At 71.3% G+C, this 23,134-nt stretch carries 23 protein-coding genes; 8 read left to right on the top strand and 15 right to left on the bottom strand.

Annotation, left to right across the window (positions count from 1 at the left end):
- Positions 1-339: 339 nt before the first annotated feature.
- The 4 genes from Vau01_RS40375 to Vau01_RS40360 all read right to left on the bottom strand — a co-directional run bounded on the left by Vau01_RS40375 (position 340) and on the right by Vau01_RS40360 (position 4,429).
- Complete coding sequence (locus tag Vau01_RS40375) at positions 340-1,623, bottom strand: DUF475 domain-containing protein (protein ID WP_204005052.1); 1,284 nt, start codon at positions 1,621-1,623, stop codon at positions 340-342.
- Positions 1,624-1,687: 64 nt separating this feature from the next.
- Complete coding sequence (locus tag Vau01_RS40370) at positions 1,688-2,263, bottom strand: TerD family protein (RefSeq protein ID WP_204005051.1); 576 nt, start codon at positions 2,261-2,263, stop codon at positions 1,688-1,690.
- Between the two features lie 79 nt (positions 2,264-2,342).
- Positions 2,343-2,903 carry a hypothetical protein gene (locus Vau01_RS40365; protein ID WP_204005050.1) on the bottom strand — a complete coding sequence of 187 codons (561 nt, stop codon included), beginning with the start codon at positions 2,901-2,903 and terminating at the stop codon, positions 2,343-2,345.
- Positions 2,904-3,016: 113 nt separating this feature from the next.
- A complete protein-coding gene (locus Vau01_RS40360; RefSeq protein WP_204005049.1) occupies positions 3,017-4,429 on the bottom strand; it encodes an aldehyde dehydrogenase family protein in 1,413 nt (470 codons plus the stop codon).
- 107 nt (positions 4,430-4,536) lie between these two features.
- On the opposite strand from Vau01_RS40360, the gene Vau01_RS40355 reads away from it, so the two are divergent.
- From Vau01_RS40355 to Vau01_RS40345, 3 genes are all read left to right on the top strand, one after another.
- Positions 4,537-5,766, top strand: coding sequence for an EAL and HDOD domain-containing protein (locus Vau01_RS40355; protein ID WP_239152242.1), 1,230 nt, complete (start codon positions 4,537-4,539; stop codon positions 5,764-5,766).
- A 94-nt stretch (positions 5,767-5,860) separates the two neighbouring features.
- Positions 5,861-6,604, top strand: coding sequence for a CAP domain-containing protein (locus Vau01_RS40350; protein ID WP_204005047.1), 744 nt, complete (start codon positions 5,861-5,863; stop codon positions 6,602-6,604).
- 237 nt (positions 6,605-6,841) lie between these two features.
- Complete coding sequence (locus Vau01_RS40345) at positions 6,842-7,060, top strand: hypothetical protein (RefSeq protein ID WP_204005046.1); 219 nt, start codon at positions 6,842-6,844, stop codon at positions 7,058-7,060.
- 56 nt (positions 7,061-7,116) lie between these two features.
- Here Vau01_RS40345 and Vau01_RS40340 read toward each other — a convergent pair whose 3' ends face one another.
- The 9 genes from Vau01_RS40340 to Vau01_RS40300 all read right to left on the bottom strand — a co-directional run bounded on the left by Vau01_RS40340 (position 7,117) and on the right by Vau01_RS40300 (position 16,332).
- Positions 7,117-7,629 carry a GNAT family N-acetyltransferase gene (locus Vau01_RS40340; RefSeq protein ID WP_204005045.1) on the bottom strand — a complete coding sequence of 171 codons (513 nt, stop codon included), beginning with the start codon at positions 7,627-7,629 and terminating at the stop codon, positions 7,117-7,119.
- 61 nt (positions 7,630-7,690) lie between these two features.
- The gene (locus tag Vau01_RS40335) at positions 7,691-10,408 is read right to left on the bottom strand and encodes a putative bifunctional diguanylate cyclase/phosphodiesterase (RefSeq protein ID WP_204005043.1); all 2,718 of its coding nucleotides are present in this window, start codon (positions 10,406-10,408) and stop codon (positions 7,691-7,693) included.
- Positions 10,409-10,522: 114 nt separating this feature from the next.
- Entirely contained in the window at positions 10,523-11,389 is an 867-nt protein-coding gene (locus tag Vau01_RS40330; protein ID WP_239152241.1) for a S1 family peptidase, read from the bottom strand.
- 238 nt (positions 11,390-11,627) lie between these two features.
- The gene (locus Vau01_RS40325; protein ID WP_204005039.1) at positions 11,628-12,527 is read right to left on the bottom strand and encodes an EcsC family protein; all 900 of its coding nucleotides are present in this window, start codon (positions 12,525-12,527) and stop codon (positions 11,628-11,630) included.
- Between the two features lie 67 nt (positions 12,528-12,594).
- Positions 12,595-12,927 (bottom strand): STAS domain-containing protein, encoded by a 333-nt coding sequence (locus tag Vau01_RS40320; protein WP_275424003.1) that lies wholly within the window; start codon positions 12,925-12,927, stop codon positions 12,595-12,597.
- 61 nt (positions 12,928-12,988) lie between these two features.
- Positions 12,989-14,173, bottom strand: a complete 1,185-nt coding sequence (locus Vau01_RS40315) for an MFS transporter (RefSeq protein WP_204005035.1) — start codon at positions 14,171-14,173, stop codon at positions 12,989-12,991.
- A 52-nt stretch (positions 14,174-14,225) separates the two neighbouring features.
- On the bottom strand, positions 14,226-14,429 hold the full coding sequence (cspE, locus tag Vau01_RS40310; protein WP_204005033.1) for a transcription antiterminator/RNA stability regulator CspE: 204 nt from the start codon (positions 14,427-14,429) through the stop codon (positions 14,226-14,228).
- Between the two features lie 408 nt (positions 14,430-14,837).
- Positions 14,838-15,929 (bottom strand): epoxide hydrolase family protein, encoded by a 1,092-nt coding sequence (locus tag Vau01_RS40305; RefSeq protein ID WP_204005031.1) that lies wholly within the window; start codon positions 15,927-15,929, stop codon positions 14,838-14,840.
- A 10-nt stretch (positions 15,930-15,939) separates the two neighbouring features.
- Complete coding sequence (locus Vau01_RS40300) at positions 15,940-16,332, bottom strand: SCO5389 family protein (protein WP_204005029.1); 393 nt, start codon at positions 16,330-16,332, stop codon at positions 15,940-15,942.
- Between the two features lie 141 nt (positions 16,333-16,473).
- On the opposite strand from Vau01_RS40300, the gene Vau01_RS40295 reads away from it, so the two are divergent.
- The 3 genes from Vau01_RS40295 to Vau01_RS40285 are packed head-to-tail and all read left to right on the top strand — an operon-like array spanning position 16,474 to position 19,755.
- Positions 16,474-18,048 (top strand): TerD family protein, encoded by a 1,575-nt coding sequence (locus tag Vau01_RS40295; protein ID WP_204005027.1) that lies wholly within the window; start codon positions 16,474-16,476, stop codon positions 18,046-18,048.
- A 10-nt stretch (positions 18,049-18,058) separates the two neighbouring features.
- The gene (locus Vau01_RS40290) at positions 18,059-18,736 is read left to right on the top strand and encodes an AIM24 family protein (protein ID WP_239152240.1); all 678 of its coding nucleotides are present in this window, start codon (positions 18,059-18,061) and stop codon (positions 18,734-18,736) included.
- 23 nt (positions 18,737-18,759) lie between these two features.
- Positions 18,760-19,755, top strand: coding sequence for an AIM24 family protein (locus tag Vau01_RS40285; protein WP_204005024.1), 996 nt, complete (start codon positions 18,760-18,762; stop codon positions 19,753-19,755).
- Between the two features lie 6 nt (positions 19,756-19,761).
- Here the strand turns inward: Vau01_RS40285 and Vau01_RS40280 are convergent, their stop codons facing one another.
- A complete protein-coding gene (locus tag Vau01_RS40280; RefSeq protein ID WP_204005021.1) occupies positions 19,762-20,559 on the bottom strand; it encodes a helix-turn-helix domain-containing protein in 798 nt (265 codons plus the stop codon).
- Positions 20,560-20,676: 117 nt separating this feature from the next.
- Here Vau01_RS40280 and Vau01_RS40275 point away from each other — a divergent pair, with 117 nt between their 5' ends.
- Together Vau01_RS40275 and Vau01_RS40270 are read left to right on the top strand one after the other, a co-directional pair.
- Positions 20,677-21,060 carry a hypothetical protein gene (locus tag Vau01_RS40275; protein ID WP_204005018.1) on the top strand — a complete coding sequence of 128 codons (384 nt, stop codon included), beginning with the start codon at positions 20,677-20,679 and terminating at the stop codon, positions 21,058-21,060.
- A 15-nt stretch (positions 21,061-21,075) separates the two neighbouring features.
- Positions 21,076-21,750, top strand: coding sequence for a 4'-phosphopantetheinyl transferase family protein (locus tag Vau01_RS40270; protein ID WP_204005015.1), 675 nt, complete (start codon positions 21,076-21,078; stop codon positions 21,748-21,750).
- On the opposite strand, the gene Vau01_RS40265 is transcribed toward Vau01_RS40270, so the two are convergent.
- The gene (locus tag Vau01_RS40265) at positions 21,727-23,106 is read right to left on the bottom strand and encodes a cation:dicarboxylate symporter family transporter (protein ID WP_204005012.1); all 1,380 of its coding nucleotides are present in this window, start codon (positions 23,104-23,106) and stop codon (positions 21,727-21,729) included. The two genes, Vau01_RS40270 and Vau01_RS40265, sit on opposite strands and share 24 nt — an antisense overlap.
- Positions 23,107-23,134: the final 28 nt, after the last annotated feature.

The raw sequence follows: 23,134 nt of genomic DNA, 5'->3' as shown, positions 1-23,134 counted from the left end.
CGCCGGCGGGTTGGTCGCCGGCCTGCGCCGGCGGGTTGGCCGCCGGCCTGCGCCGGCGGGTTGGCCGCCGGCCTGCGCCGGCGGGGTCCCGACATCCTGGCCGAGAGGATCGGCCGGTGTCAGCGGTGCACCGGTAAAAGTGTGATGACATTGCCGTGCCACCTGCGGGTACCGGTGTCTATGTGGGCCGTACCGGCGCACGATATCGCGCGAAGCTGGGACCCGGAGCGTGTGGCGCGAACGTGGTATGCGGCACAAAAGGGCAGGACCACCCGTAAATGTCTTGGACTCCCGGACACGTGGCCCGGGAGTCCAAGATCGTTACCGTCGGTCGGTCGTTCAGACCTTCGCCAACTCGCGATCGTCGTCGTCGTCGGAGTCGGCACTCAGCTGGCCTGCCGCGACTTTCTTGTTGCGGCGGGTCGAGCTGTACAACGAGGCGAGGATGAAGCCCACACCGATGAGGCCGGTGACGACCTCGGGGATGTGCCACTTCATCGTGAGCACCAGGATCACGGCCAGGGCACCGATGGCCCAGTGTGCGCCGTGTTCCAGGTACACGTAGTTGTCGAGCGTTCCGCGGTTGACCAGGAACACCGTGAGCGACCGGACGTACATCGCGCCGACGCCGAGACCGATCGCGATGATGAACGGGTCGAGCGTGATCGCGAACGCGCCGACGACCCCGTCGAAGCTGAACGAGGCGTCGAGCACTTCCAGGTAGAGGAACAGGAAGAACGCTGCCCGGCCGGTGGCCAGCACCACCTGGCCGGCGGCCCGCCCCGGGGACACCTGACCGCCGCGGACGGCCTCCGCCTCGGTTGCCACTTCCTTCGCGGTGGCGACGTCCTCGTCCTCTTCCTCGTCGTCGTCTTCGTCTTCGTCCTCGTCGACGGCGAAGAGGTCGCTCAGGCCGTTGACCAGCAGATAGGTGAGGAGACCGAGTACGCCGGCCAGCAGTACGCGGGTGCGGTCCTCATCGGCGGCGAGGAACTCGCCGGCCACGGCGATCACGGCGAGCGCGATGACCACCGACAGCTGGTCGAGCTTGCCGATCTTCGCCAGCGGGCGCTCCAGCCAGCGCAGCCAGACGAAGTCACGCTCCTCGAAGATGAAGTCGAGGAAGATCATGAGCAGGAAGATGCCGCCGAAGGCGGCGATGGTGGGGTGGGCCTCGACCAGCAGGTCGGCGAAGTGTTCCTGGTCGGCATCGCTGCCGGCGGCCAGCTCGGCCGACTGCCACGGGCTGATGCCCGCGCTCGCGCTGACCAGCAGGAACGGGAAGATCAACCGCATACCGAAGACGGCGATCAGGACACCGATGGTGAGGAAGATCGTCTGCCAGAACTTCGACATCCGGCGCAGGATCGTCGCGTTGATGACCGCGTTGTCGAACGAGAACGAGATCTCGAGGACAGACAGGATCGCGACAAGGAAGAGGGCGGTGAACCCAGCGGTGAGCGCAGTCTGGTTGTCATGCGGGTTGCTGGTGCCGTACCAGAACCCGCCCGCGAGACCGGCAACGGTCACCACGAAAGACCAGAAGAACGTTCGTATAACGGACAAGAGGGCCTTCCCTAGCGGCTCGGTGCCCTGACGTGGGACGCCATCCGCTCTACACACGAAATGGCGGCGCCGTGGGCCGGGTCATTGCCCGGCACACGGCGCGGATCCACGACAGAAAACCTCAGACGTTGACACCGTAGTCGAGAGCGATACCCCGCAGGCCAGAGGCGTAGCCCTGGCCGATAGCGCGGAACTTCCATTCGTTGCCGTTGCGGTACAGCTCACCGAAGACCATCGCGGTCTCGGTGGAGGCGTCTTCGGTGAGGTCGAAGCGGGCAAGCTCGTTGTCGTCGGCCGAGTTCACCACGCGGATGAAGGCGTTGGACACCTGCCCGAAGGACTGGTTGCGGGTCTCCGCGTCGTAGATGGAGACCGTGAAGACGACCTTGTCGGCCTCCGGGGGGAGACCGGCGAGGTTGACCTTGACCTGCTCGTCGTCACCCTGACCGGAGCCGGTGAGGTTGTCGCCCATGTGCTCGACCGAGCCGTCGGGTGACCGCAGGTTGTTGAAGAAAACAAAGTGCGAATCTGAGATGACCTTGCCCGAGGCGTTGCAGATGATCGCGCTCGCGTCGAGGTCGAAGTCGGCGCCGGTCGTGGTACGAACGTCCCAACCAAGACCGACCGTGACCGCGGTCAGGTTCGGCGCAGCCTTGGTGAGGCTGACGTTGCCACCCTTGCTGAGGCTGACTCCCACGTTGAGATCCTCCATCGTTGCGTCTAGCGGCGGGGCTACTCCGGGGCAAACCCCGCGAATGGCTCGGCACGCGAGCTGATCATGATGAAGGGCCCGGCGCCATAGTGCAGTGTGCCAGGTCCGGACCAGATCGGTGACCCGGTGTGGGGGGTACCGGGAATACGCTGTTGGCCCGAAACGATCGTAAAGGTGTGGCGTAGTCATTTGCGGCGTTTTGCGAGTCTGCGGAAACGCGCCGCGCGGCCCGGAAGTATGCGTTGGCGGCGGGCCGGTACATGTAGACCAGTCCCGCGGCCACCGCCGCCACGTGAGCGAGGACACTCGCCGCCACGATCCACGACGTCAACCCGCCGGGTGCGGTGCCGATCAGCCGGCTGATCGTCGGGCTCGCCGCGACGTCGCCGCCGAGCCACCACACCGCGCCGACCGCGAGCCACGGCGTCGCGCCGAGACCGAACACCACCGTGAGCGTGTGCCGCGCCCAGTTGCGGCCGGCGGCCATGCGGGTGATCAGCAGCAGCGCCAACGCGGTGACCAGCAGCCGGATGCCGTCGCGGCCGGCGACCAGACCCAGCCCGGCCTCCAGCACCACCAGCGCGGTGAGCCACAGCAGCAGGGCGGCGCGGATCTCCGGTGGCATCGCGGGCTCCGATCTCCAGCGGGATGTTGACGCTTTTCACTCTGCGCCGATCCCGCGGGAAAGTCGGGCCCGTAAGCCCCCGACTTAGGGGTAGAGCTAGCTCTACCTTTCCCCTACAGCTGCAAGGACTTGTACTCCAGAAACTCGCCCAGGCCGTGCGTTCCGAACTCGCGGCCGATCCCCGACTTCTTGACGCCGCCGAACGGGGCCAGCGGGTTGAACCGGCCGCCGTTGATGTCGATCTGGCCGGCCTTCATGCGCCGGGCGAACGCCACCGCCGTCTCCTCGTCCGGGCCGAACACGGCGCCGGACAGGCCGTACGGGGTTCCGTTGGCGATGGCCACGGCCTCGTCGACGTCGTCGTACGCGAGGATCACCAGCACCGGTCCGAAGATCTCCTCCTGCGCGACGGTGGCGTCGGGACGCACGTCGGCGAGCACCGTCGCCTGTACGTAGAAGCCGAGGTCCAGGGGCGAATCCGGCCCACCGGCGACGATCGTGGCACCCTCCCGGACGCCGGTGCCGATGTACCCGCGCACGCGGTCGCGCTGCTTCGCGTTGACCAGCGGGCCGAGCCGGGTCTTCGGGTCGCGCGGGTCGCCGCAGGTGAACGTCGCGGCGGTGGTCGCGGCGAGGTCCACGGCCTCCGCGTACCGGTTCGAGGGGACGAGCATGCGCGTCCACGCGCTGCACGTCTGGCCGGAGTTGAGGTAGGCGTTCGCCACCCCCTTGGCCACCGGCCCGTCGAGGCCGGTGCCCGGCAGGATCACGTTGGCCGACTTGCCGCCCAGCTCCAGCGCGACCCGCTTGATCTGCCCGGCGCACAGCTCGCCGATCCGCTCGCCGACGGCGGTGGACCCGGTGAACGACACCATGTCGACGCCCGGGTGCCGCACCAGTGCCTCGCCGGCGACCGGGCCGGTGCCCGGCACCAGGTTGAACACACCCGGCGGCAGGTCGGCCGCGTGGGCGGCCTCGGCCAGCAGGTAGGCCACGAGCGGCGTGTCCTCGGCCGGCTTGAGCACCACCGGGCAGCCGGCCGCGAGCGCCGCCGCGACCTTGGCCACCGCCTGGTGCAGCGGGTAGTTCCACGGGGTGATCGCGCCGACCACGCCGACCGGCTCGGCGAACACCCGCGAGTTGCCGACGCGCTCCTCGAACTCGTACTCGGCGAGCAGCTTGACGTAGGAGTCCAGCACGGTCAGCGGCAGCCCGACGTGCACCCGCTCGGCCAGCGTGACCGGCGCGCCCAGCTCCTTCACGATCGTGCCCACGGCGTCGCCGCGGCGGGCCGCGAGCGCGTCGCGGAACGCGGCGAGATGGGCGGCCCGGCGGTCGGGCGGGGTGGCGGCCCACTCGTCGGCGGCGTTCTGGGCCGACTCGACCGCGGCGTCGACGTCGGCCGGGCCGGCCGCCGGGACACTGGCGATCACACGTTCGGTGGCCGGGTTGATGACCTCGATGCGCTCGCCCGCGTCGGCGTCGGCCCACCCGCCGTCGACGTAGATGAACTCGTGAACCCGCATCCGGTCACGCTATCCGTGGCCGGTGCACCGGAACAGGGAGTCGGGCGACGCAGGATCTCACACCGTCAAGGCCTCAGGGGCCCGCTCCGGTTGCCGATGGGGTGTTGGTGACGACCGCACCACCCACCCGGGCGATCCACGTGGGCAGGCAGCCCGTCTACGACCGGCACGGCGACGTGGTCGGCTACGAACTGCTCTTCCGGTCGGGGCCCGACGCGGCGACGGCGACGAGCCGCAACGCGTTCGCCACCAGCCAGGTCATCGTCGCCGCGTTCACCGAGTTCGGCCTCGACCAGCTGGTCGGCGACCGGCCGTGCTTCGTCAACCTCACCCGGGAGTTCCTCGTCGGCGACCTGCCGGTGCCGTTCGACCCGGGCCGGACCGTGCTCGAGGTGCTGGAGACCGTCACGGCGGACGACGAGGTGTGCGCCGGCGTCCGAGCCCTGACCGACCGCGGCTACACGGTCGCGCTCGACGACTTCCGGCCGACCGGGACCGCGTCCCGGCTGCTGCCGATGGCCACGTACGTTAAGCTCGACATGCTCGACAACGACACGGAGACGCTCACCGCGACCGTCGAGACGCTGCGCGAACAGCCGGGCCTGACGCTCGTGGCGGAGCGGGTCGAGACGGAGGAGCGGCTGGCCCTGGCGTTCGAGCTGGGGTTCGAGCTGTTCCAGGGGCACGTGCTGGGGCGCGCGCACGTCATCAGCGGTCGCGGGCTCACGCCGTCGGCGGTGCGGCGGCTCGACCTGATGACCGCGCTCACCGGCACCGAGGTCGACGTGCGCAAGGTGGTCTCGCTGGTCACGACGGATCCGGCGCTGAGCTTCCGGTTGCTCCGCGCCACCAACAGCGCCGCGTCGGGCGTGCGGCAGAAGGTCGGTTCGATCCGGGACGCGGTGATGCTGCTCGGTGTGCAACGGGTGCGCGAGTGGGTGGCGCTGATGGTGGTCAGCGACGTCAGCGAGGCGACCGAGGACGAGATCGCCGCGGTGCTGATCCGGGCCCGGCTGTGCCAGACCGTGGCGGAACACCTCGGGCTGCCGCCGGAGTCCGGGTTCACGGTGGGTCTCCTGTCGGGCGTCGCCGACCTGATCGGCCAGCCGGCCGCCGACGTGGCCCACCACCTGCCGCTGACCCCGGACGTCGCGGCCGCGCTGATCCGCGGCGAGGGCCGGCTGGGCGAGGTGCTCGCCACCGTGCACTCCTACGAGCGGGTCGACCTGGGTGCGCTCGGGCAGGCGCCGGTCGACTCGGGCGAGCTGGCCCAGGCGTACCTGGCGGCGCTCGGCTGGTCCACCCGGACATTGGACCTGCTCGGTGACCGCACCTGATCGGGAGCTCCGGGCTCAAGTGGGGTTCAGAACCCCCTTAAGAACGGGTTTCCTCTCACGTTCGCGGCGGCCGCGGCCGCTACGGTCGAGCGCGATGATCGTCTCCCATCGCTCCTCCGACCCTGCCCTCCGCCCGGCCGGCGGGTCCCGCCTGGTGCGCGTCTCGTTGGCGGCCGCGCTCGGCCTGGCGCTCTTCGGTGGCGCCGCGTACGGGGGCAGCCGGCTGCTGGCCTCCGACGACAAGGCCGGCAACCCGGCCGCCGCCGGCGAACTGCCGCCGCCGGCCGCCGCGCCCGGTGGCGAGGAGGTCCCGGGGGCGTTCCCCGCCGATTCCGGCTCGGCCTCGTCGACGCCACCCGCGGCGTCCTCGACGGCGCCGACGTCGAAGGCGGCGACCAGCCCGACGAAGAAGCCGACCCAGACGGGCGGCGGGACGAACGGCAACACCGAGGCGACCGGTCCGACGGCCGAGGTGCTGCGGCTGGTCAACTCGGAGCGGTCCAAGGCCGGCTGCGGCGCGCTGACCAACGACAGCCGGTTGGCGTCCGCCGCACAGAAGCACTCGGCCGACATGGCGTCGAACAGCTACTTCTCGCATACCAGCCAGAACGGTGACGAGATGGCCGACCGGATCGACGCCAGCGGCTACAAATGGCGCTCGATCGGCGAGAACATCGCCAAGGGGCAGTCGACGCCCGCCGCGGTGATGCAGGCGTGGATGAACAGCTCGGGCCACCGGGCGAACATCCTGAACTGCGGGTTCCGCAACATCGGCATCGGCCTGGCCTACGACGGCCGCAGCCCGGTCTGGACCCAGGACTTCGGCACGCCCCGCTAGCGTCCGGCGAATTTACTGGGTTTCGTGGGCGGTGTGGGTTACCGTTGGTTCGTGATCAGCTGAACGCTCTTTCGCGCCCGTGCCCTGCCGGCTCACCCGGCTATCCGCCGCGCAAGCGTTTCCTGCTGCCCTCCCGGAACCAACCGGTCGAGGCCCGAACCGGGCGAGGCCCAAATCGGCGAGGCACTGCGGCGGTCCATCCGTCTCACTCGTAGACCCGCACTTCCGGAGGCACACATGCCAGCGAACCCGTCCAGTTCCGAGGCCCCGGACGAGGCCTCGAACGAGGCCGAGGCCCCGGCCGAACCCTTGTCGCGCGCCGAGCGGCGCGCGGCCGCCCGCGGCAAGACCATCCACCACGACGGCGTCCCGGTGTGGAACCAGGGCAAGGTCGGCGGTGCGCGCGGCGCCCAGTCGGCGCGGCGCAACTTCACCAGCCGGCGCAGCGGGGGCTGATCCCGCGGCGAACATGATCGTGGCGGTCCAGGGTGCTGGGCCGCCACGATCCGTCGTCAGTGGTCCAGGACCTTGGTCATGATCGTGGTCGGGTACAAGCGGCCGTCGGTGCCGAGGGCGTAGTCCGGGATCACCGCGGCCTCGCCGTAGCCGCGCTTGGCGTAGATCGACTCGGCCTCGCCGCCGGTGCGGGTGTTCAGCATCAGCAGCCAGCGGCCCAGCCGGGCCGCCTCCTCCTCGGCCGCGGTCAGCAGGCGGCCGCCGATGCCCTGCCCGCGCCGGTCGCGGTGCACCATGAAGCGCTTGATCTCGCCGCGGTGGCGGCCGTTGTCCTGGTCCGGCAGCACCAGTTGCACGGTGCCGACCGGCTGGCCCTCGTCGTCGACGGCCACCCAGGTGATCACGTCGGTGCCGGCGAGTGTCCGGTGCCACCAGCGGGCCGCCTCGGCCCACGCCGGCGGCGCCACGAATCCCACGCTGGCGCCGCTCTCGACGCTGTCGCGCAGTACCTCGATGAGACCCGGGAGCAGCGCTTCATGCTCGGCCGGCGTCACGATGCGGATCTGCATCCGGTCATACTGCCCAAGTGCCGCAAGCGGGCCGGCCCGGTGTGGCGGCCTGAGGAACTTGTCACAGCAGGCGCGCCCGGTGCTCCTCCAGGTAGGCCTCGACCCGCTCGGCGTGACCGGGCGCACCGAGCAGGTTCCCCTGGCCGGTCGGGCAGCCCGCGGCGCGCAGCGTCGCGAGATCCGCCTCGGTCTCGACGCCCACCGCGGCCACCTCGAAACCGAGCCGGTTGCCCAGCGTGATCACGACGTCGACGAGCGCCGATGACGGCTCGGCGAACAGCGACCGGTCGACCTTGACCAGGTCGACGGGCAACTGCGGCAGCTGGGCGAGGCCGAGCGACCCCGACCCGAAGTGGTCGAGCGCGACCCGCACGCCCATCGCCCGGAGCGCGGCGAGCGGCCCCGCCGGCACGTCGTCGGGTGGTGCCGTCCGCGGCGCCGGCACCTGCACGGCCGCCGTCGGGACGTCGCGGGCCGCGACCTCCACGATGAGCCGGTCGGCCGGCACGCCGGTGCGGGCGAGCGCGTCTTCGACCACGGCCGGGAACTGGTCGCCGGTGAGCTGCCACGGTGAGACGTTGACCGCCACCGCCAGGTCGTGGCGTTCGTTCCGCCAGCGGGCCAGTTGCCGGCAGGCCCGGCGCAGGACGCGGGTGTCGAGCTCGGCGATGCAGCCCAGCTCCTCGGCGGCGGCGACCACCTCCAGCGGCGGGATCAGACCGAGCTCGGGCAGCCGCCAGCGCAGGAGCGCCTCGACGGCCACCGGCAGCTTGTGCCGCAGGTCGACGACCGGCTGGTAGACCAGGTCGAATTCGCCGGCCCGGATCGCCGACGCGAGCTTCTGCTCGATCGTGGCGCGCCGGCGGAGCGCGGCCGCCAGCCCCTCGTCGTAGCCCTCCACCCGGCCCGGGCCGCGGGCGTGCGCCCGGTCGGCGGCCGTGGCGGCGTGCCACAGCGCGAGGTCGGGCTCGACCGGACCGTGCAGGTCGGCCACGCCGGCGCAGGCGGTGAGCCGGGCCGGGCCGCAGCTCAGGTCGTAGGGCTGGGCCACCGTGTCGACGAACCGCCCGGCCCGCGGGTAGGCGCGCAGCGCCGAGCACCCGGTGAGCACCGCGAACCGCTGCCCGGAGAGGCGGGCGACCACGTCACCCTCGTCGGCGTCGGCCCTGATCCGCTCGGCGGCCTGCACCAGGATCGCGTCGCCGGCGGCCGTGCCGTACAACTCGTTGACCCCGGCGACGCCGTGCAGCCCGACCACGACGATCGCCGCGCGGGTGCCGGTGGCGAGCTTCGACGCGGCGAGCTCCAGCAGGCGACGCTCGTTGGGCAGGCCGGTGAGCGGGTCGGTGCGGGTCGCGTCGTCGAGCCGGCGCTGCAGGCCGGCCACCTCGGCGACGTCGCGCACGTGCACCACCAGCGCACCGACCTCGGGCGCGAAGCGCATGTCGCGGATCACCGACTCGGTGTCGCGCCAGCCGCCGAAGCCGTCGCGGAGCCGGGCCCGCACGGGCTCGTCGGTGTCGGCGGTGCCGGCGAGCACCTCGGTGAGCCGGTCGGCGAGCCGGCGGGCGTCCTCGGTGTGCACGCGGGCGAGGAACGGGCGGTCGAGCACGTCCTGGTCGCTGAGGCCGAGGAGACGCGCGGCCGCCGGCGACTGCCAGCGCACCACCAGCTCGGTGTCGAGCACCATCGTGACGTCGGCCGACCCGGCCACCAGCGCCTGGAAGCGGGCCTGCTGCTCGCTCAGCCGGGTGGCGTACCGGCGCACGTCGAGCGCGCCGAGCGACTCGCGCAGCACCACCACGCCGATCAGCAGCAGGCCGACCGTGCCGGCGACCCGGTCGAACTGTCCCCGGGTGACCGCGTGGTAGGCAGCGGCGCCGACCGCCGCCGCCACCGGCACCGCGAGCAGCGGTTGCGCCGCGAGGCCGCCCTTGTAGGGCGTCGCGACGCCGCCGGCGGGCGCGCTGGTCGCGCGGCTCGCGCCGAAGATCATGAGAGGGGGACCGGAGACCAGCGCCACGCCGGCCGCCAGCAACCATCCGGGACCCTGCCGGCCGAGCGCCGGTAACGCCAGGCCGACCACCGCGAGGGCGACGCCGGCGGCGCACACCATCGCCAGCGGCCGGTGCTGGGCCGCCCGAAGCCCGGTGATCACGGTGACGGCGAGCGCCACGCTGATCGTCAAACCGACCAGCACCTGCGCGCCGGACGGCGGGCCCTGCCGGGCGGGCGCGAGCACGAGCAGCCAGGTGACCAGGAAGACCGCCGTGCCGATGCCGGCGCCGTCGAGGCCGTGCCGCAGGCGCATGCCCAGCGTGGGCGCGGCGCCCGGGAGGAGCAGCAGGCCGGCCGCGTACGACGTCGCCGCTGTGGCCGTCCCCATCTGCAGTGCCATCGTGGCGGCGGATGGCCCGGACACCGCCGCGAGCACCCCGGCCACCGCGGCGGCCGCGGCCGCGACGGCGGTGCCCAGCCCCAGGTAGCCGGCGCCCCGGCAGGGACCGAACGAGTGGGCCCGGGCGTGGATGCGCAGCGACAGCCGGATCAGCACGAAAGCCGACACGCCGGTGCCGACCGTGGCGACGACGGTCGCGGTCACCACCGCGGCGGTGCGGGAGAGCAGGCCGCCCACGGCGGCGGCCACGGTGAGGCCGGCGGCCAGCGAGGCCAGCGCGGGCCGGGGCGCCGCCACCATGTTCTCGACCACCGATCGGGCCAGGCCGCGCACCTGCGCCAGGCCGGCCCGGGCGGCGCGATGACGACGGGTGGGGGACAAGGGCGCATCCCGACAGGCGAAGGGACAAGGAGCTATGAGCCTAACGAGAATCCTCTATCCATGGTGACGGGCCGGGTTCACGTTCGAACCCGGCCCGCGGTGACGCTGGTTGATCTAGAAGACGCTCAGTCCGTACCGCTGGAGGACCTCGGTCACCGGCTGGAAGTAGGTGACGCCGCCGGAGGTGCAGTTGCCGCTACCGCCGGAGGTCAGGCCGTAGGCGACGGTGCCGGCGTACAGCGAGCCGCCGCTGTCACCGGGCTGGGCGCAGACGGTGGTGCGGATGAGGCCGCTCACCGAGCCCTGCGCGTAGTTGACGGTGGCGTTCAGGGCGGTGACCCGGCCGGAGCGGGTGCCGGTGGTGCTGCCACGCCGGTACACGGTCTGGCCGACACTCGGGGTGCCCGAGCTCGTGATGTCCTGCGAGCCGACGCCGCCGGTCTTGGTGATGGACGTGTTGGTGTACTGCACGACGCCGTAGTCGTTGCCCGGGAAGCTGGACGCGTAGCGGGTGCCGAGCGTCGTGCTGCCGTTGGTCCACGTGCTGCCGATGTTGGTGCAGTGGCCGGCGGTCACGAAGAAGTTGGTGCCCGCGCTGTTGCGGACGTTGAAGCCGAGCGAGCAGCGCGAGCCGCCGGAGTAGATCGCGTCGCCGCCGCTGATGAACAGTTCGATCTTCGTGGACACCTTGTTGATGCGGACGGCCTTGCCGTGCTTCGAGGCGACCGAGACGACCGACTGCAGCTGGGCGCCGGTGACCGTCGGGTCGACGTCGACCACGACCTGGCCGGTGGCGGTGTCGGTGGACCATGCCGTGCCGGCGACCTTCGCGGTGGCTTCGAGGTCGGCTGTCGCGGCGGAGAGCTGGGCGCTAGTGGGAGCCGCGGACGCTCCGGTGGGTGCCGTGAGCACCATTCCGGCGACGATTCCCGCGGCGGCCAGGCCGGTTGCGGCCCGGCGGACGGACCTGGTGAGTCCCATCCGTACCTCCATCTGGGGGCTGGAGTCCGCCGGTCGGCAGACTCTCAGTTAGACCGACGTCAATGTTTTCGAGGGTCCTCCGAGATTCGAAGGTCGACATCGGTCTATTCCCGGATTCTTGGAGACGCGGGATGACAGGGCAAGTACCGATTTTCGCCGGCGGTGTCACAAGCACGCTCTGCCCTGGTGGAATGTGCCGCTTTGCGGAGATATAAACGTGGACGTTATGGCCGAACTGCTATGGCCGTGCCCGCGGTTCGATCTGCTGGTCGGCCTGCGGCTGGCCCGGCCCGGCCGGCAGTTGATACGGATGCTGCGCGGCGTTGCGGTACAGCGCCACCGTCTTCTTGGCGAGATCTTTTGTCGCACTGGAATTGGCCCACGTACCGAGAATGATCGCCGCGCCCGGCACCATCTTGGCGAACATCTTCTTCGCCGCCTTCAGGCCGGCCATCTGCGCGAGTTTCCAGCCGAGCCGCAGGAACACCTGGGTCACCTGGGGCGACTGCCCCTTGGCCGGCAGCAGCGCGTCGACGGTCTCGTGCCCACGGGCGACGGCGAGGGCCGACCGCGCGGTCTGCGCATACTTGTGCACGCCCTGCAGCACGAGCAGGTCGGTGGCCCGATCCGCCTCGGTGGGGTCGACGCCGTAGGAGGCCGCGATGTGCAGCACCATGCGGGCCTGCGTCCACGCCAGCACCCCGACGTCGATCACCGCGCCGGGCAGCCCGGTGGCACCCGCCGCCGCCCCGGAGAGCCGGGCGAACGTGACGAACCGCCGGGCGGCGATCTGGGCGACCGTGTCGGCCGGCATGCCCGGGTAGCGGGCCTGGGTCCGCTGCACCCACCGGCTGGCCTCCGGGCCGAGCCGGGTGATCGCTTCGAGGGCCAGGTGCTCGGGCGCGTACTCGGGGTCGGCCTTCATCCGCTGCCAGAGCCCGGCCGGGGGAAGCTCGGTCTCGTCGGGCTCGGAGCCGTCCCAGTTGTTGGGGTCGTCGGCGACGGGCTGGTACTCACCGGCTGCCGGCGCGCTGGGCCATTCGGCCGTCGGTGGGGCTGACGGTGCCGGTGTTCCCTGCGCTCCGGCCGGACCTGCACCGGAGGACGAATCGGCGGCCTGCGTCGAGTTGGCGTCCATGCCTCCCAACGGTACTTGCCCCCGGCCCGCCAGCGGGCGGGGCGCGCGGCGGGGTGGGCGGCGGGGGTCAGGCGGAGCGGCGGAGGGGGAGGATCTGGTCGAGGCCGGTGATCTCGAAGGCCTTGGCCACCTGGGGAGCGGGCGCGATGATCGCCAGCGTCCGGTCGGTTGCCGCCGCCCGTTTGTTGATGCGGATCAGCGCCGACAGCCCGCTCGAGTCGATGAAGTTCAGCGCGCTCAGGTCGATGATCAGGTTTGCGCCGGCGGCGGCGAGGTGGGGTTCGGCGACGGCCAGCAGACGCGGGGCCGTTTCCAGGTCCAGATCGCCGGACACCCGTAACACCGTGTGCCCGGGTTGGTGTTCGACCGCGAGCCCCCAGTGGGCCTCGGCACCGGTCACGATTGCCGCCCTCCGTCTGCCGCCGTCCTGCTCTGTAGTGTGCGTGAGCGGCACCGATCGCTCAACCGACGCGTGCGGGAGACGGCGGTTCCGGCACCGGCCGGGTGATCCATCCCGCGGCGACCGCGGGCACGATCAGCACCAGCACGGTCACCGGCCAGCCGACCACGTCGGCGAGCGCGCCGACCGCGACCGACGCCAGCATCACCGCGCCGAACATCGCGGTGTTCTGCAGACCGAGGAACGCGCCCGTGCGTCCGGGCGGCGCCATCTCGCCGGCGGCGACGAACACCAGGCCGTTCCAGCAGACGGCCAGCACCCCGGCCGTCACCAGCACCGCGCCGACCACCGCGCTCTCCAGGGTGAGCACCGGCGCGAGCACCGCGAACGACCCGGCGATGCCGTACGCGATCAGCCGGAACGGCCGCAGCCGGCTGCCGGCGCGGTCGGACCACCAGCCCGCGAGCACCCGGGCACCGGCGCCGCCGACCTGCGAGACGGCGAGCAGCGCCGCCGCCGTGGCCGGCGCGTAGCCGGCGCGGTCGTGCAGCAACTCGACGCCGAACGCGGTGATGACCACCTGCGGCAGCGCGAGCAGCGACCCGGCCAGGCTGACCCGCATGAACGGCACGTTCCGTAGCATGTCGACGACCCGGGTACGGGCGGCCGATCCGGTCGTGCGCACGGCGTCCGCGGGCTCCCGGACCCAGATCGCGACCGCGACCGCCGTGACCACCTCGAGCCCGGCGATCGCCCAGAGAGCCGCCCGCGACCCGCCGTGCGCCGCGAGCGTGGGCAGGGTGGCGGCGGCCAGCGCGCTGCCGAGCGGCACCGCGCTCTGCCGGATGGCCATCGCCATCCCGCGGCCGCGCGCGGGGAACCAGGTGAGCACCACCCGGCCGCTGGCCGAGTTGACGCCGGAGACGGCCGCGCCGGCGGCGACCAGGGCCACGAACACCAGCGGCAGCGGGCCGAGGGGTGCGATCGCGAGGGCGGCCGCGCAGCCGGCCAGCGCCAGCACCATCACCGGACGCTCACCGAAGCGGTCGGACGCCTGCCCCCACCGCACGAGCGTCAGCAGCAGCCCGAGCATCGGCGCGGCGAGGAGCAGGCCGAGGCCGGTGAGGCTGAGGTCGTAGTCGGCCCGCAGCGCCGGTGCGATCGTGGCGAGCCCGAAGTAGTAGGCCGCCGCCGCGCCCTGCGCGCCCGCGCCGACGGCGAGGATGACCCACCGGTACCGGTTCATGAACCGAAGAGGCGCCCGGCCCCAACGGGGAGCGGGCGCCTCACGTGTGAGCTCAGACCGTGCGGATGTTGGCGGCCTGCGGTCCGCGCTGGCCCTGGGTGACCTCGAACTCGACCCGCTGGTTCTCGTTGAGGCTACGGAAGCCCTGCGCGGCGATCGCGGAGTAGTGGGCGAACACGTCGGCGCCACCGTCATCGGGGGTGATGAAGCCGTAGCCCTTTTCCGCGTTGAACCACTTCACCGTGCCCAAAGCCATGTCTTCTCCTTAGTACCGGCAATGCAAGTAGCGCCCGAGGACATGCTCCTCAGGCGCTACCAAAGCATCTGGAAAACCAACATCCACAACGTCGGAACGGTAACACATCCGCTGGTCGGAAGCGGTTCCGGATTTCTCGGAGAGGTGCGCCGGGCAGCTCAGCCCGACCGGTTCGCCACGGGCTAGGCACCGATGGCGAACAGCGCCGCGATCATCAGCCCGACCATGGCCAGCAGCAACAGCAGCGCGCCGCGCTCGCTGTCGACCCGGCGGGTGCGGGTGGTGACGTCCTGGGTGCTCATCGCTACGCTCCTTGCGCTAAGTCTCGGTGTTGACAATCACGCTACGGGCGCCGTCGCCCCAGGTAATCCCGGCTTTGTGCCACCACTGCCGGCTTGGCCGTACCCGTCAGAGCGACGCGAAAAACATCCGGATATCGGTTGCCACCGATTCGGGCTCCTCGGCCGGCGCGAAGTGCCCGCCGCGCGGCATCGGCGTCCACCGTTCGACCCGGTACAGGCGCTCCATCCACTCGCGCGGCGGGTCGCCCTCGGGCACGAGGTGGTGCGAGAAGGTCGCGAACGCCGTGGGCACGGTGACGCGGTGCCCGGCGTGGACCGGGTCGCCGTGCCACCGGTTGTCGTAGTAGTCGCGCATCGAGCTGGTGATGGTGCCGGTGACCCAGTACAGCGTCAGCGTCTCCAGGAGCAGGTCGCCGAAGCGGGCCAGCGGGTCGCCGCCGCTCTGCGTCCACGACCGCCACTTCTCGACCAGCCACGCCGCGAGCCCGGCCGGGGAGTCGTTGAGGCCGTAGCCGAGCGTCTGCGGTCTGGTGCTCTGGATCGCGCTGTAGCCCCGCTCCCGTTCGTCCCATTCGCGGGTGGCTTCGGCGTAGGCGCGTTCGGCGTCGGTGCCGGGCTCGCCGGCCGGGTCGATCTCCGGCGTCGTGAGGTGGATGCCGATCAGGGGTCCGGGGTCGTCGATGGCCATCCAGGTGGCGACGCCGGCTCCCCAGTCGCCGCCGCCGGCGCCGTACCGGTCGTACCCGAGGCGTCGCATGAGCAGGTGCCAGCGGCGGGCGACGTAGCGGTACGTGACCGGCGTCGGCGGCCGCGGCGAGAAGCCGTACCCGGGCAGCGAGGGGATCACGAGGTCGAAGTCGTCGAGCAGGGGGACCAGGGGCAGGTACTCCAGGTACGAGCTCGGCCAGCCGTGGGTGAGGATCAGCGGGATCCCCTTGCCACGGCTGGCCTTCCGGTGCACGAAGTGGACGGTCGCACCGTCGATCTCGGTGCGGTACTGGGTGACGCCGTTGAGCCGCCGCTCGGCGGCCCGCCAGTCGAACTCGATCCAGCGCCGCACGAGCGCCTTCAGGTAGGCCGGATCGGTGCCCTGCGACCACGGCGCCCCGGTGGGGTCGTCGGGCCAGCGGGTGCGTTCGAGCCGGTCGCGCAGGTCGCCGAGGACGGCGTCGGGTACGTCGACGGTGAACGGGTCCACCCGGCGGAAGTTAGCAGTTCACGAGCTCCGGTGACTGGTTGAGCAGCTGGGCGCGCGGGCTGGTGAACGTGCGGTAGCGGTCGCCGTCGAGGGCCGACGGGTGGAACGCGGCCACCCGGTGGCAGTTCTGAAACGCCAGCTTCACGCCGAAGTGGCGCTCCAGGCCGCCGCGGATGGCGTCGCTGGCCAGGGCGCGCAGCAGCTGCCCGCGTTCGGCCTCCGACGGCGGGGGCGTCGCGTGGTCGGCCATCTCGGCGCCGCCGCTGTGCAGCCGGTCGGCGACGTCGGAGACGACCGACCAGGCGTAGGGCAGCGAGGTGCGCACGCAGTCGACGAACTCGGCGTCGGTCACCTCGTCGCGGACGGCGGCGTCGAGGAGCGCGGTGGGAACGGTCAGGGACATGCGGTTTCTCCCTCAGGGTCGCTATTGAACATGGTTTTCAAATCGTATAACACTCCGCGTGGGTATGGTTCTGGACACGCCGTCTTGGCCTGGGCTGCTAAGTTGACCGTCGCAAACGCATGCGTCCCCGAGGGGAGTCCGGTGTCGAAGCAGTTCACCAAGGGGCAGAAGAGCCAGTTGTCGGCGTTGACCGCCGGAACCGACCTCTATGTCGGGATTCAGTTGAACGCGCCGGGCACGAGTTGGGACATCTCCTGCTTCGGCCTCGACGTCAACAACAAGCTCTCTGACGACCGGTACATGATTTTCTACAACCAGCCGAAGTCGCCCGACGGGTCGATCGAACGGCTGGGAGAGCAGTCGGGCGACAACGACTCGTTCCGCGTCAACCTGGGTGCGGTACCCAAGTCCATCGGCCGGTTGTCGTTCTGCGCGGCGATCGACGGCAACGGCAACGCCGGCCAGATCCAGTCCGGTTACCTGCGCATCGTCGCGGGCGGCGCCGAGGTGGCGCGGTTCGCGTTCGCCGGGTCCGACTTCAAGACCGAGCGCGGGCTGATCATCGCCGACCTTTATCTGAAGGACGTCTGGCGGTTCGGCGCCGTCGGGCAGGGTTTCGACGGTGGCCTCGCCGACCTGATCCGCGACTTCGGCGGTCAGGTGGAGGAGGAAGAGGAAGCGCCGAAGCCGGCCGGGCCCGCTCCCGGTTTCGCCCCGCCGCCGGGTGGCCCCGCTCCGGGGTTCGCGCCCCCGCCCGGCCCGCCGCCAGGGCAGCCGGCACCGGGGTTCGCCCCGCCGCCGGGGCCGCCGCCCGGCCAGCCCGCGCCGGGGTTCGCGCCGCCGCCGGGTCAGCCGGCGCAGCCCGCGTACGCCGCGCCGCCACCGCCGGCACAAACCGGGTTCGCCCCGCCGCCGGGTGGCCAGCCGGGGTACGCCCAGCCGGGGCAGGCGCCCGGCCAGCAGCCCGGCTACGGGCAGCCGGCCGCGGGTGGCTACGGCGCCCCGCCGGCGGCCGCCGGGTACGGCCCGGAGATGTTGCCGTCGCAGGCCCAGCCCGTCCAGCCGGGCGCGATGAACAGCCTCAACCAGTACCGCGAGCTCACGCAGACCGGCCGCTGGGTGCGCCAGAACTCGAAGCTGGTCAAGGTCACGCTCGGGCCGGAGGCGGTGGCCCGGCGCGGGTCGATGGTGGCCTACCAGGGCGACATCGACTTCGACCACCGCGGCTCGGGCGGCATCCGCGGCCGCATCGAGAGCGCGATGACCGGCCAGGGTCTCAAGCTGATGTCGATCAAGGGCATCGGTGAGGTCTTCCTCGCCGAGGACGCGGCCGACCTGCACGTCGTCGAGCTCAACGGCCAGCAGTTGTGCGTCAACGCCAACAACGTGCTGGCGTTCGACGCGACGCTGCAGACCGAGGTGCGCCGTATCGAGAGCCCGGGCCTGCCGGGTGGCGGCATGTTCCACCTGCAGGTCGGCGGCCAGGGCACCGTGGTCGTGATGACCCACGGCTACCCGCTGACCCTCAACGTGCAGGGCCCGACGTTCGCCGACATGAACGCGGTGGTCGCCTGGACGGCGGGGATGCGGGTGAGCGTCTCGACGACCGTGCGGGTGTCCCGCGAGGTCTACCACGGCGCGAGCGGGGAATCGGTGGCGTTGCAGTTCATGGGCATGCAGGGCCACTTCGTCGTGGTCCAGCCGTACGAGGTCTGAGGGAGCGGTTGTGCAGGGTCAATTGCTGCAGCACTACGGGCAGACGCCGGTTCAGGACCGGATGAGCACACACGGCTCCAAGATCTGCAAGGTCCTCATGCACGGCGGTCCCGACGTGCTGGCCCGTACCGGTTCGATGATCGCCTACGAGGGCCTCATCGACTTCAACCCCAACCCGCCGGCGCTCGGGCAGATGGCCCGGTCGTGGGCCACCGGCGAGGGCGTCCCGCTGATGAGCTGCACCGGGCAGGGCAACCTGTTCCTCGCCGACTACGGCAAGGACGTCATCGTCGTGCAGTTGAACAACGAGGCGCTGTCGGTCAACGGCAAGAACATCCTCGCGTTCGACGCGTCGCTGCAGTGGAACATCGAGCGGGTGCAGGGCGTCTCGATGCTCTCCGGCATGGGCATGTTCAACGTCGTCATCCGCGGGCAGGGCTGGGTCGCGTTGACCAGCAAGGGCACGCCGATCGTCCTGAACACCCAGGAGGCGGAGACCTACGTCGACACCGACGCCCTGGTCGCGTTCACCGAGGGGCTGCGGATCAAGACCAAGCGCACCGCGCGGCTCGGCGGTCTGTTCGGCCGCGGGTCCGGTGAGGCGTTCCAACTCGGCTTCCTCGGGCACGGCTTCGTCGTCGTGCAGCCGAGCGAGGACGAGCGGCCCCGTATGTCGGTTCGCGGCTGAGCCGGGCGAGAAGGAGTAGCGAGATGGGATACCCGCAGCAGCCGGGCTACCCGCAGCAGGGTGGCTATCCGCAGCAGCCCGGCTACCCGCCACAGCCGGGCGGCTACCCCCCGCAGCCGGGGTACCCGCCGCAGGGTGGCATGCCCCCGGGTGGGATGCCTCCGGGCGGGATGCCGCCCGGTGGAATGCCCGGTGCCCCGGGTGGGATGCCGGGCGCGCCCGGCGGAATGCCGGGTGCCGGCGGCGGCATCATGGGCAGCACGCTCCTGGGCAACCAGGAGCGGCAGTCGAACGAGAAGTTCAGCCTGCAGAACGGCAAGATGCTCCGCGCCGTGCTCGGCCAGGCCAGCGGCATGAGAGAGTTCTACGCCCGCAAGGGCGCGATGATCGCGTACCAGGGCCAGGCCAACTTCGACTCGCAGTACCAGAGCTGGGGCGCGCACGTCGCGCGCGCCGTCACCGGCGAGGGCCTGAACCTGATGAAGGTCACCGGCAACGGCACGGTGTACCTGGCCAACCAGGCGCAGGACATCCACATCCTCGACCTCACCGGTGACGGGCTCACCGTCGACGGCAAGAACGTGCTGGCGTTCGAGCACGGGCTGCGGTGGGACATCGTCCGCATCGACTCGCAGGTGCAGGTCGCCGGCGCCGGTGCGTACAACGTCGAGCTGCGCGGGAACGGCAAGGTCGCGGTCACCACCACGGGTGCGCCGCTGGTGATGCACGTCAACGCGCAGAACTACTACTTCGCCGACGCCGACGCGGTGATCGCGTGGACGTCGTCGTTGCAGGTGCAGATGCAGGCGGCGGTGACGTCGTCGTCGGTGTGGCGTCCGCGTGGCAACACGGGCGAGAGCTGGCAGATGCAGTTCAGCGGCGAGGGCTTCGTCGTGGTGCAGCCGGCCGAGCTGCTGCCGCCGTACAACGCGATGGGTGCCAACCCCTCGCTGCAGCAGCGGTTCGGGGTGGGCCAGGGCGGAATGGCCGGCAACAACTTCTTCGGCGGCCGGCAGTAGGACAACTCAGGAAGCGGCGGTCGTGCTACGCAGCACGGCCGCCGTTTCGCTGTCGGCCGGGTAGAAGGCTTCGATGGCCAGTTCCGCCACGGTGATGTCCAACGGGGCGCCGAACGTCGCCAGGGTGCTCACGAACGTCAGCTCCTTGCCGGCGTGGCGGTAGACCAGCGGCAGCGCCACGGCCGCGGACGCGTCGAGCCCGTCGGGGTGCTCGCCGCCCGGGTAGCCGGTGACCTCGTCGAGCAGGTCGTGCAGCGTCGGGTCACCGGTGGTGGCGATCTGACGGCGCAGCCGTTCCAGCAGGTGGCTGCGCCACACCGGCAGGTTGACGATGTTGCGCGCCATGCCGTCGGGGTGCAGCGCCACCCGCAGCACGTTCACCGGCGGCACCAGGACGTGCGGTGCGACGTCACCGAGAAAGAGCCCCACGGCGGAGTTCGCGTCCAACAGCTCGCTGCGCGCGTTGACCACCACCGCCGGATACGGCTCGTGCCCGGCCAGGATCTGCCGCACCGCGGCGGCGACCGGCTTGAGCGACGCCGAGTCCAGTGAGTTCTCCTGGAACGCCGGCGCGTACCCGGCGGCCAGCAGGAGCCGGTTGCGCTCGCGCAGCGGCACCTCGAGCCGCTCGGCGAGATGCAGCACCATGTCGCGGCTCGGGCGCGACCGGCCGGTCTCCACGAAGCTCAGGTGCCGGGTCGAGACGTCCGCCTCGATCGCGAGTTCCAGCTGGCTCAACCGCCGCCGCTCGCGCCATCCCCGCAACTGCTCGCCGACCGGTCGGCGCATCGTGTCCACCGTCATGACCATGACGCTAGGCCAGCGCCGTCACCTGGGCCATTACCTCGGGCGTAATCGACAGGCAGCAGCGGAACCCGCCATCGTTCCGGCATCACCGAAACCAACGACGAGGAGATGACGATGAACCGGGACCGACTGCTCCGCCTGGCCCTGACCGCCGACGCCGCCGCCTGCGGGGTGATGGGCGTCGGCCTCGCCCTTCCCGCCGCCGCGCTCGACGGGGTGCTCGGCATCCCGGCCGGCTGGCTGATCGCGCTCGGGGTGGCCCTGATCGGCGTCGCCGCCGGGATCGGCTGGGTGGCCACCCGTCCGACGATCGAGGCCAACGCCGGCTGGCTCGTGATCGGGGGCAACCTCGTCTGGGTGGCGGCGAGCATCGTGGCCGTGGTGGCCGGGGTCTGGCCGTTGACCGTCGTGGGCACCGTCGTGGTGATCGCCCAGGCCGTCGCGGTGCTGGCGCTGGTGGACCTCGAATACCTGGGCCTGCGTCGCGCCGCCGCGTGAAGGCAGAATGATCGGGTGACGCAGGTAGATGTCTGGTGGGCCCGGCTCGAGGACTACTCGGCCGGGCTCGACCGGCTGCTGTCCACCGTGGAGGTCGGCCGCGCGGCCCGGCTGCGGCGGCCGGAGGACCGGGTGCGGCAGGTGCTCGGCGCCACGATGCTCCGGCTCGCGGTCGGTGCGGCCACCGGCACGCCGCCGGCGGCGGTGACCGTCGAGCGCACCTGCCCCCGGTGCGCCGAGCCGCACGGCCGGCCGGCACTGCCCGGCACCGGACTGCACGCGTCGATCACGCACTCCGGCGACCTGGTCGGCCTCGCGCTCACCACGGTTGCCCCGGTAGGGCTCGACGTCGAGCGGATCGCCACGGTCGACGTCGCCGGCCTCGGCCGCACCGTGCTCCACGAGACCGAGCGAGCCACCCCGCCCGACCTGCCGGACTTCTTCACCTACTGGACCCGCAAGGAGGCCGTGGTGAAGGCGACCGGCGACGGGCTGGCCGCGTCGCTGGCCGAGGTCCGGGTCACCGGTCCGGCCGAGCCGCCGGGGTTGCTGGCCTATCCGGGACGGGCACAGCTGCTCGCCCACCTGACCGACCTGCACCCCGACGGCGGTTACCGCGCCGCGCTCGCCGTTCTCACGGCCGAACCCGTACCGGTCGACGAGCGGTCAGGCCGGTTGCTTCTCCAGTGACGTGGGCGGCGGGGCGGCGTCGTGCTCGTCGTCGAGCATCGTGGTCTCGTCGAACGGGTCGTCGCCGTGCAGCACCGCCAGCGCCCGTTGCTTGTCGAACTCGCCCGACCAGGTGCCCACGAGCAGCGTCGCCACCGAGTTGCCGGCGAAGTTGGTGAGCGCCCGGGCCTCGGACATGAACCGGTCGATGCCGACGATCAGGCTGACGCCCTCGACCAGTTCCGGCCGGTGCGACTGCAGGCCGCCGGCGAGCGTCGCCAGGCCCGCGCCGGTGACGCCGGCCGCGCCCTTCGACGCGATGATCATGAACAGCAGTAGCGAGATCTGCTCGCTGATCGACAGCGGCTTGCCCAGCGCGTCGGCGACGAACAGCGACGCCATCGTCAGGTAGATCGCGGTGCCGTCGAGGTTGAACGAGTAGCCGGTCGGCACCACGATCCCGACCACCGGCCGGGAGACGCCCAGGTGCTCCATCTTCGCGATGAGGCGCGGCAGTGCCGACTCCGACGACGACGTCGACAGGATCAGCAGGAACTCCCGGGCCAGGTACCTCAGCACCGAGAACAGGTTCAGGCCGGTGACGAGCTTGAGCAGGAGACCGAGGATCACGAACACGAAGATCGCGCAGGTGATGTAAAACCCGATCATGATCTGGGCGAGCCCGGCCAGGGCCTTCCAGCCCGTCGCGCCCACCACGGCGGCGATCGCGCCGAACGCGCCGATCGGCGCCACCCACATGATCATCGCGAGGATCCGGAACACGAGTCGCTGCAGGTGGGCGATGCCGCGCAGGACCGGCTCTCCCGTGCGTCCCATCGCCTGCAACGCGAACCCGGTGAGCAGCGCGACGAAGAGGGTCTGCAGCACTTTGCCGCTGGTGAGGGCGGAGAAGATCGTGGTCGGGATGATCCCGAGGAGGAACGCGGCGGTGCCGGTGTCCTCGCCCTTCGGCACCGTGCCGCCGGCGTCGATGTCGAGGCCGGAACCCGGGTGCAGGATGTTGCCGACGACGAGCCCGATGAGCAGCGCGACCGTCGACATGATCAGGAAGTAGCCGAGCGCCAGCCCGCCGACCTTGCCGACCTTCGCGGCCTGGCGGACGGACCCGATGCCGAGCACGATCGTGCAGAAGATGATCGGGCTGATCATCATCTTGATCAGGTTCACGAAACCGTCGCCGAGCGGCTTCAGCTCCTTGCCGAAGTCGGGGAACAGGAACCCGACCAGGATGCCGAGCAGCACGGCCACGATCACCGCGAGGTAGAGGTACCTGGTGTAGTCGCGGCGCGGCGGTGGCGGCTCCGCGGTGCGCTGGGTCGGTACGGCGGGATCCGGCGGGATGGGGGTGGTGGTCATGCTTGCTCCAGGGGAGGTGGCGATCAGT

Source organism: Virgisporangium aurantiacum, assembly GCF_016863635.1.
GTDB lineage: Bacteria > Actinomycetota > Actinomycetes > Mycobacteriales > Micromonosporaceae > Virgisporangium > Virgisporangium aurantiacum.
The sequence above is the reverse complement of the archived record's forward strand: the minus strand, read 5'-3'. Positions and strand labels throughout refer to the sequence as shown.

What these genes read in the sequence shown, in the direction of transcription:
- Vau01_RS40340 (WP_204005045.1), bottom strand. Translation starts at nt 7,629, where the DNA reads ATGCAGATCCGCATCGTGACGCCGGCCGAGCATGAAGCGCTGCTCCCG.
- Vau01_RS40345 (WP_204005046.1), top strand. Translation starts at nt 6,842, where the DNA reads ATGCCAGCGAACCCGTCCAGTTCCGAGGCCCCGGACGAGGCCTCGAAC.
- Vau01_RS40330 (WP_239152241.1), bottom strand. Translation starts at nt 11,389, where the DNA reads ATGGGACTCACCAGGTCCGTCCGCCGGGCCGCAACCGGCCTGGCCGCC.
- Vau01_RS40350 (WP_204005047.1), top strand. Translation starts at nt 5,861, where the DNA reads ATGATCGTCTCCCATCGCTCCTCCGACCCTGCCCTCCGCCCGGCCGGC.
- Vau01_RS40265 (WP_204005012.1), bottom strand. Translation starts at nt 23,106, where the DNA reads ATGACCACCACCCCCATCCCGCCGGATCCCGCCGTACCGACCCAGCGC.
- Vau01_RS40275 (WP_204005018.1), top strand. Translation starts at nt 20,677, where the DNA reads ATGAACCGGGACCGACTGCTCCGCCTGGCCCTGACCGCCGACGCCGCC.
- cspE (WP_204005033.1), bottom strand. Translation starts at nt 14,429, where the DNA reads ATGGCTTTGGGCACGGTGAAGTGGTTCAACGCGGAAAAGGGCTACGGC.
- Vau01_RS40285 (WP_204005024.1), top strand. Translation starts at nt 18,760, where the DNA reads ATGGGATACCCGCAGCAGCCGGGCTACCCGCAGCAGGGTGGCTATCCG.
- Vau01_RS40280 (WP_204005021.1), bottom strand. Translation starts at nt 20,559, where the DNA reads ATGACGGTGGACACGATGCGCCGACCGGTCGGCGAGCAGTTGCGGGGA.
- Vau01_RS40300 (WP_204005029.1), bottom strand. Translation starts at nt 16,332, where the DNA reads ATGTCCCTGACCGTTCCCACCGCGCTCCTCGACGCCGCCGTCCGCGAC.
- Vau01_RS40325 (WP_204005039.1), bottom strand. Translation starts at nt 12,527, where the DNA reads ATGGACGCCAACTCGACGCAGGCCGCCGATTCGTCCTCCGGTGCAGGT.
- Vau01_RS40365 (WP_204005050.1), bottom strand. Translation starts at nt 2,903, where the DNA reads ATGCCACCGGAGATCCGCGCCGCCCTGCTGCTGTGGCTCACCGCGCTG.
- Vau01_RS40360 (WP_204005049.1), bottom strand. Translation starts at nt 4,429, where the DNA reads ATGCGGGTTCACGAGTTCATCTACGTCGACGGCGGGTGGGCCGACGCC.
- Vau01_RS40315 (WP_204005035.1), bottom strand. Translation starts at nt 14,173, where the DNA reads ATGAACCGGTACCGGTGGGTCATCCTCGCCGTCGGCGCGGGCGCGCAG.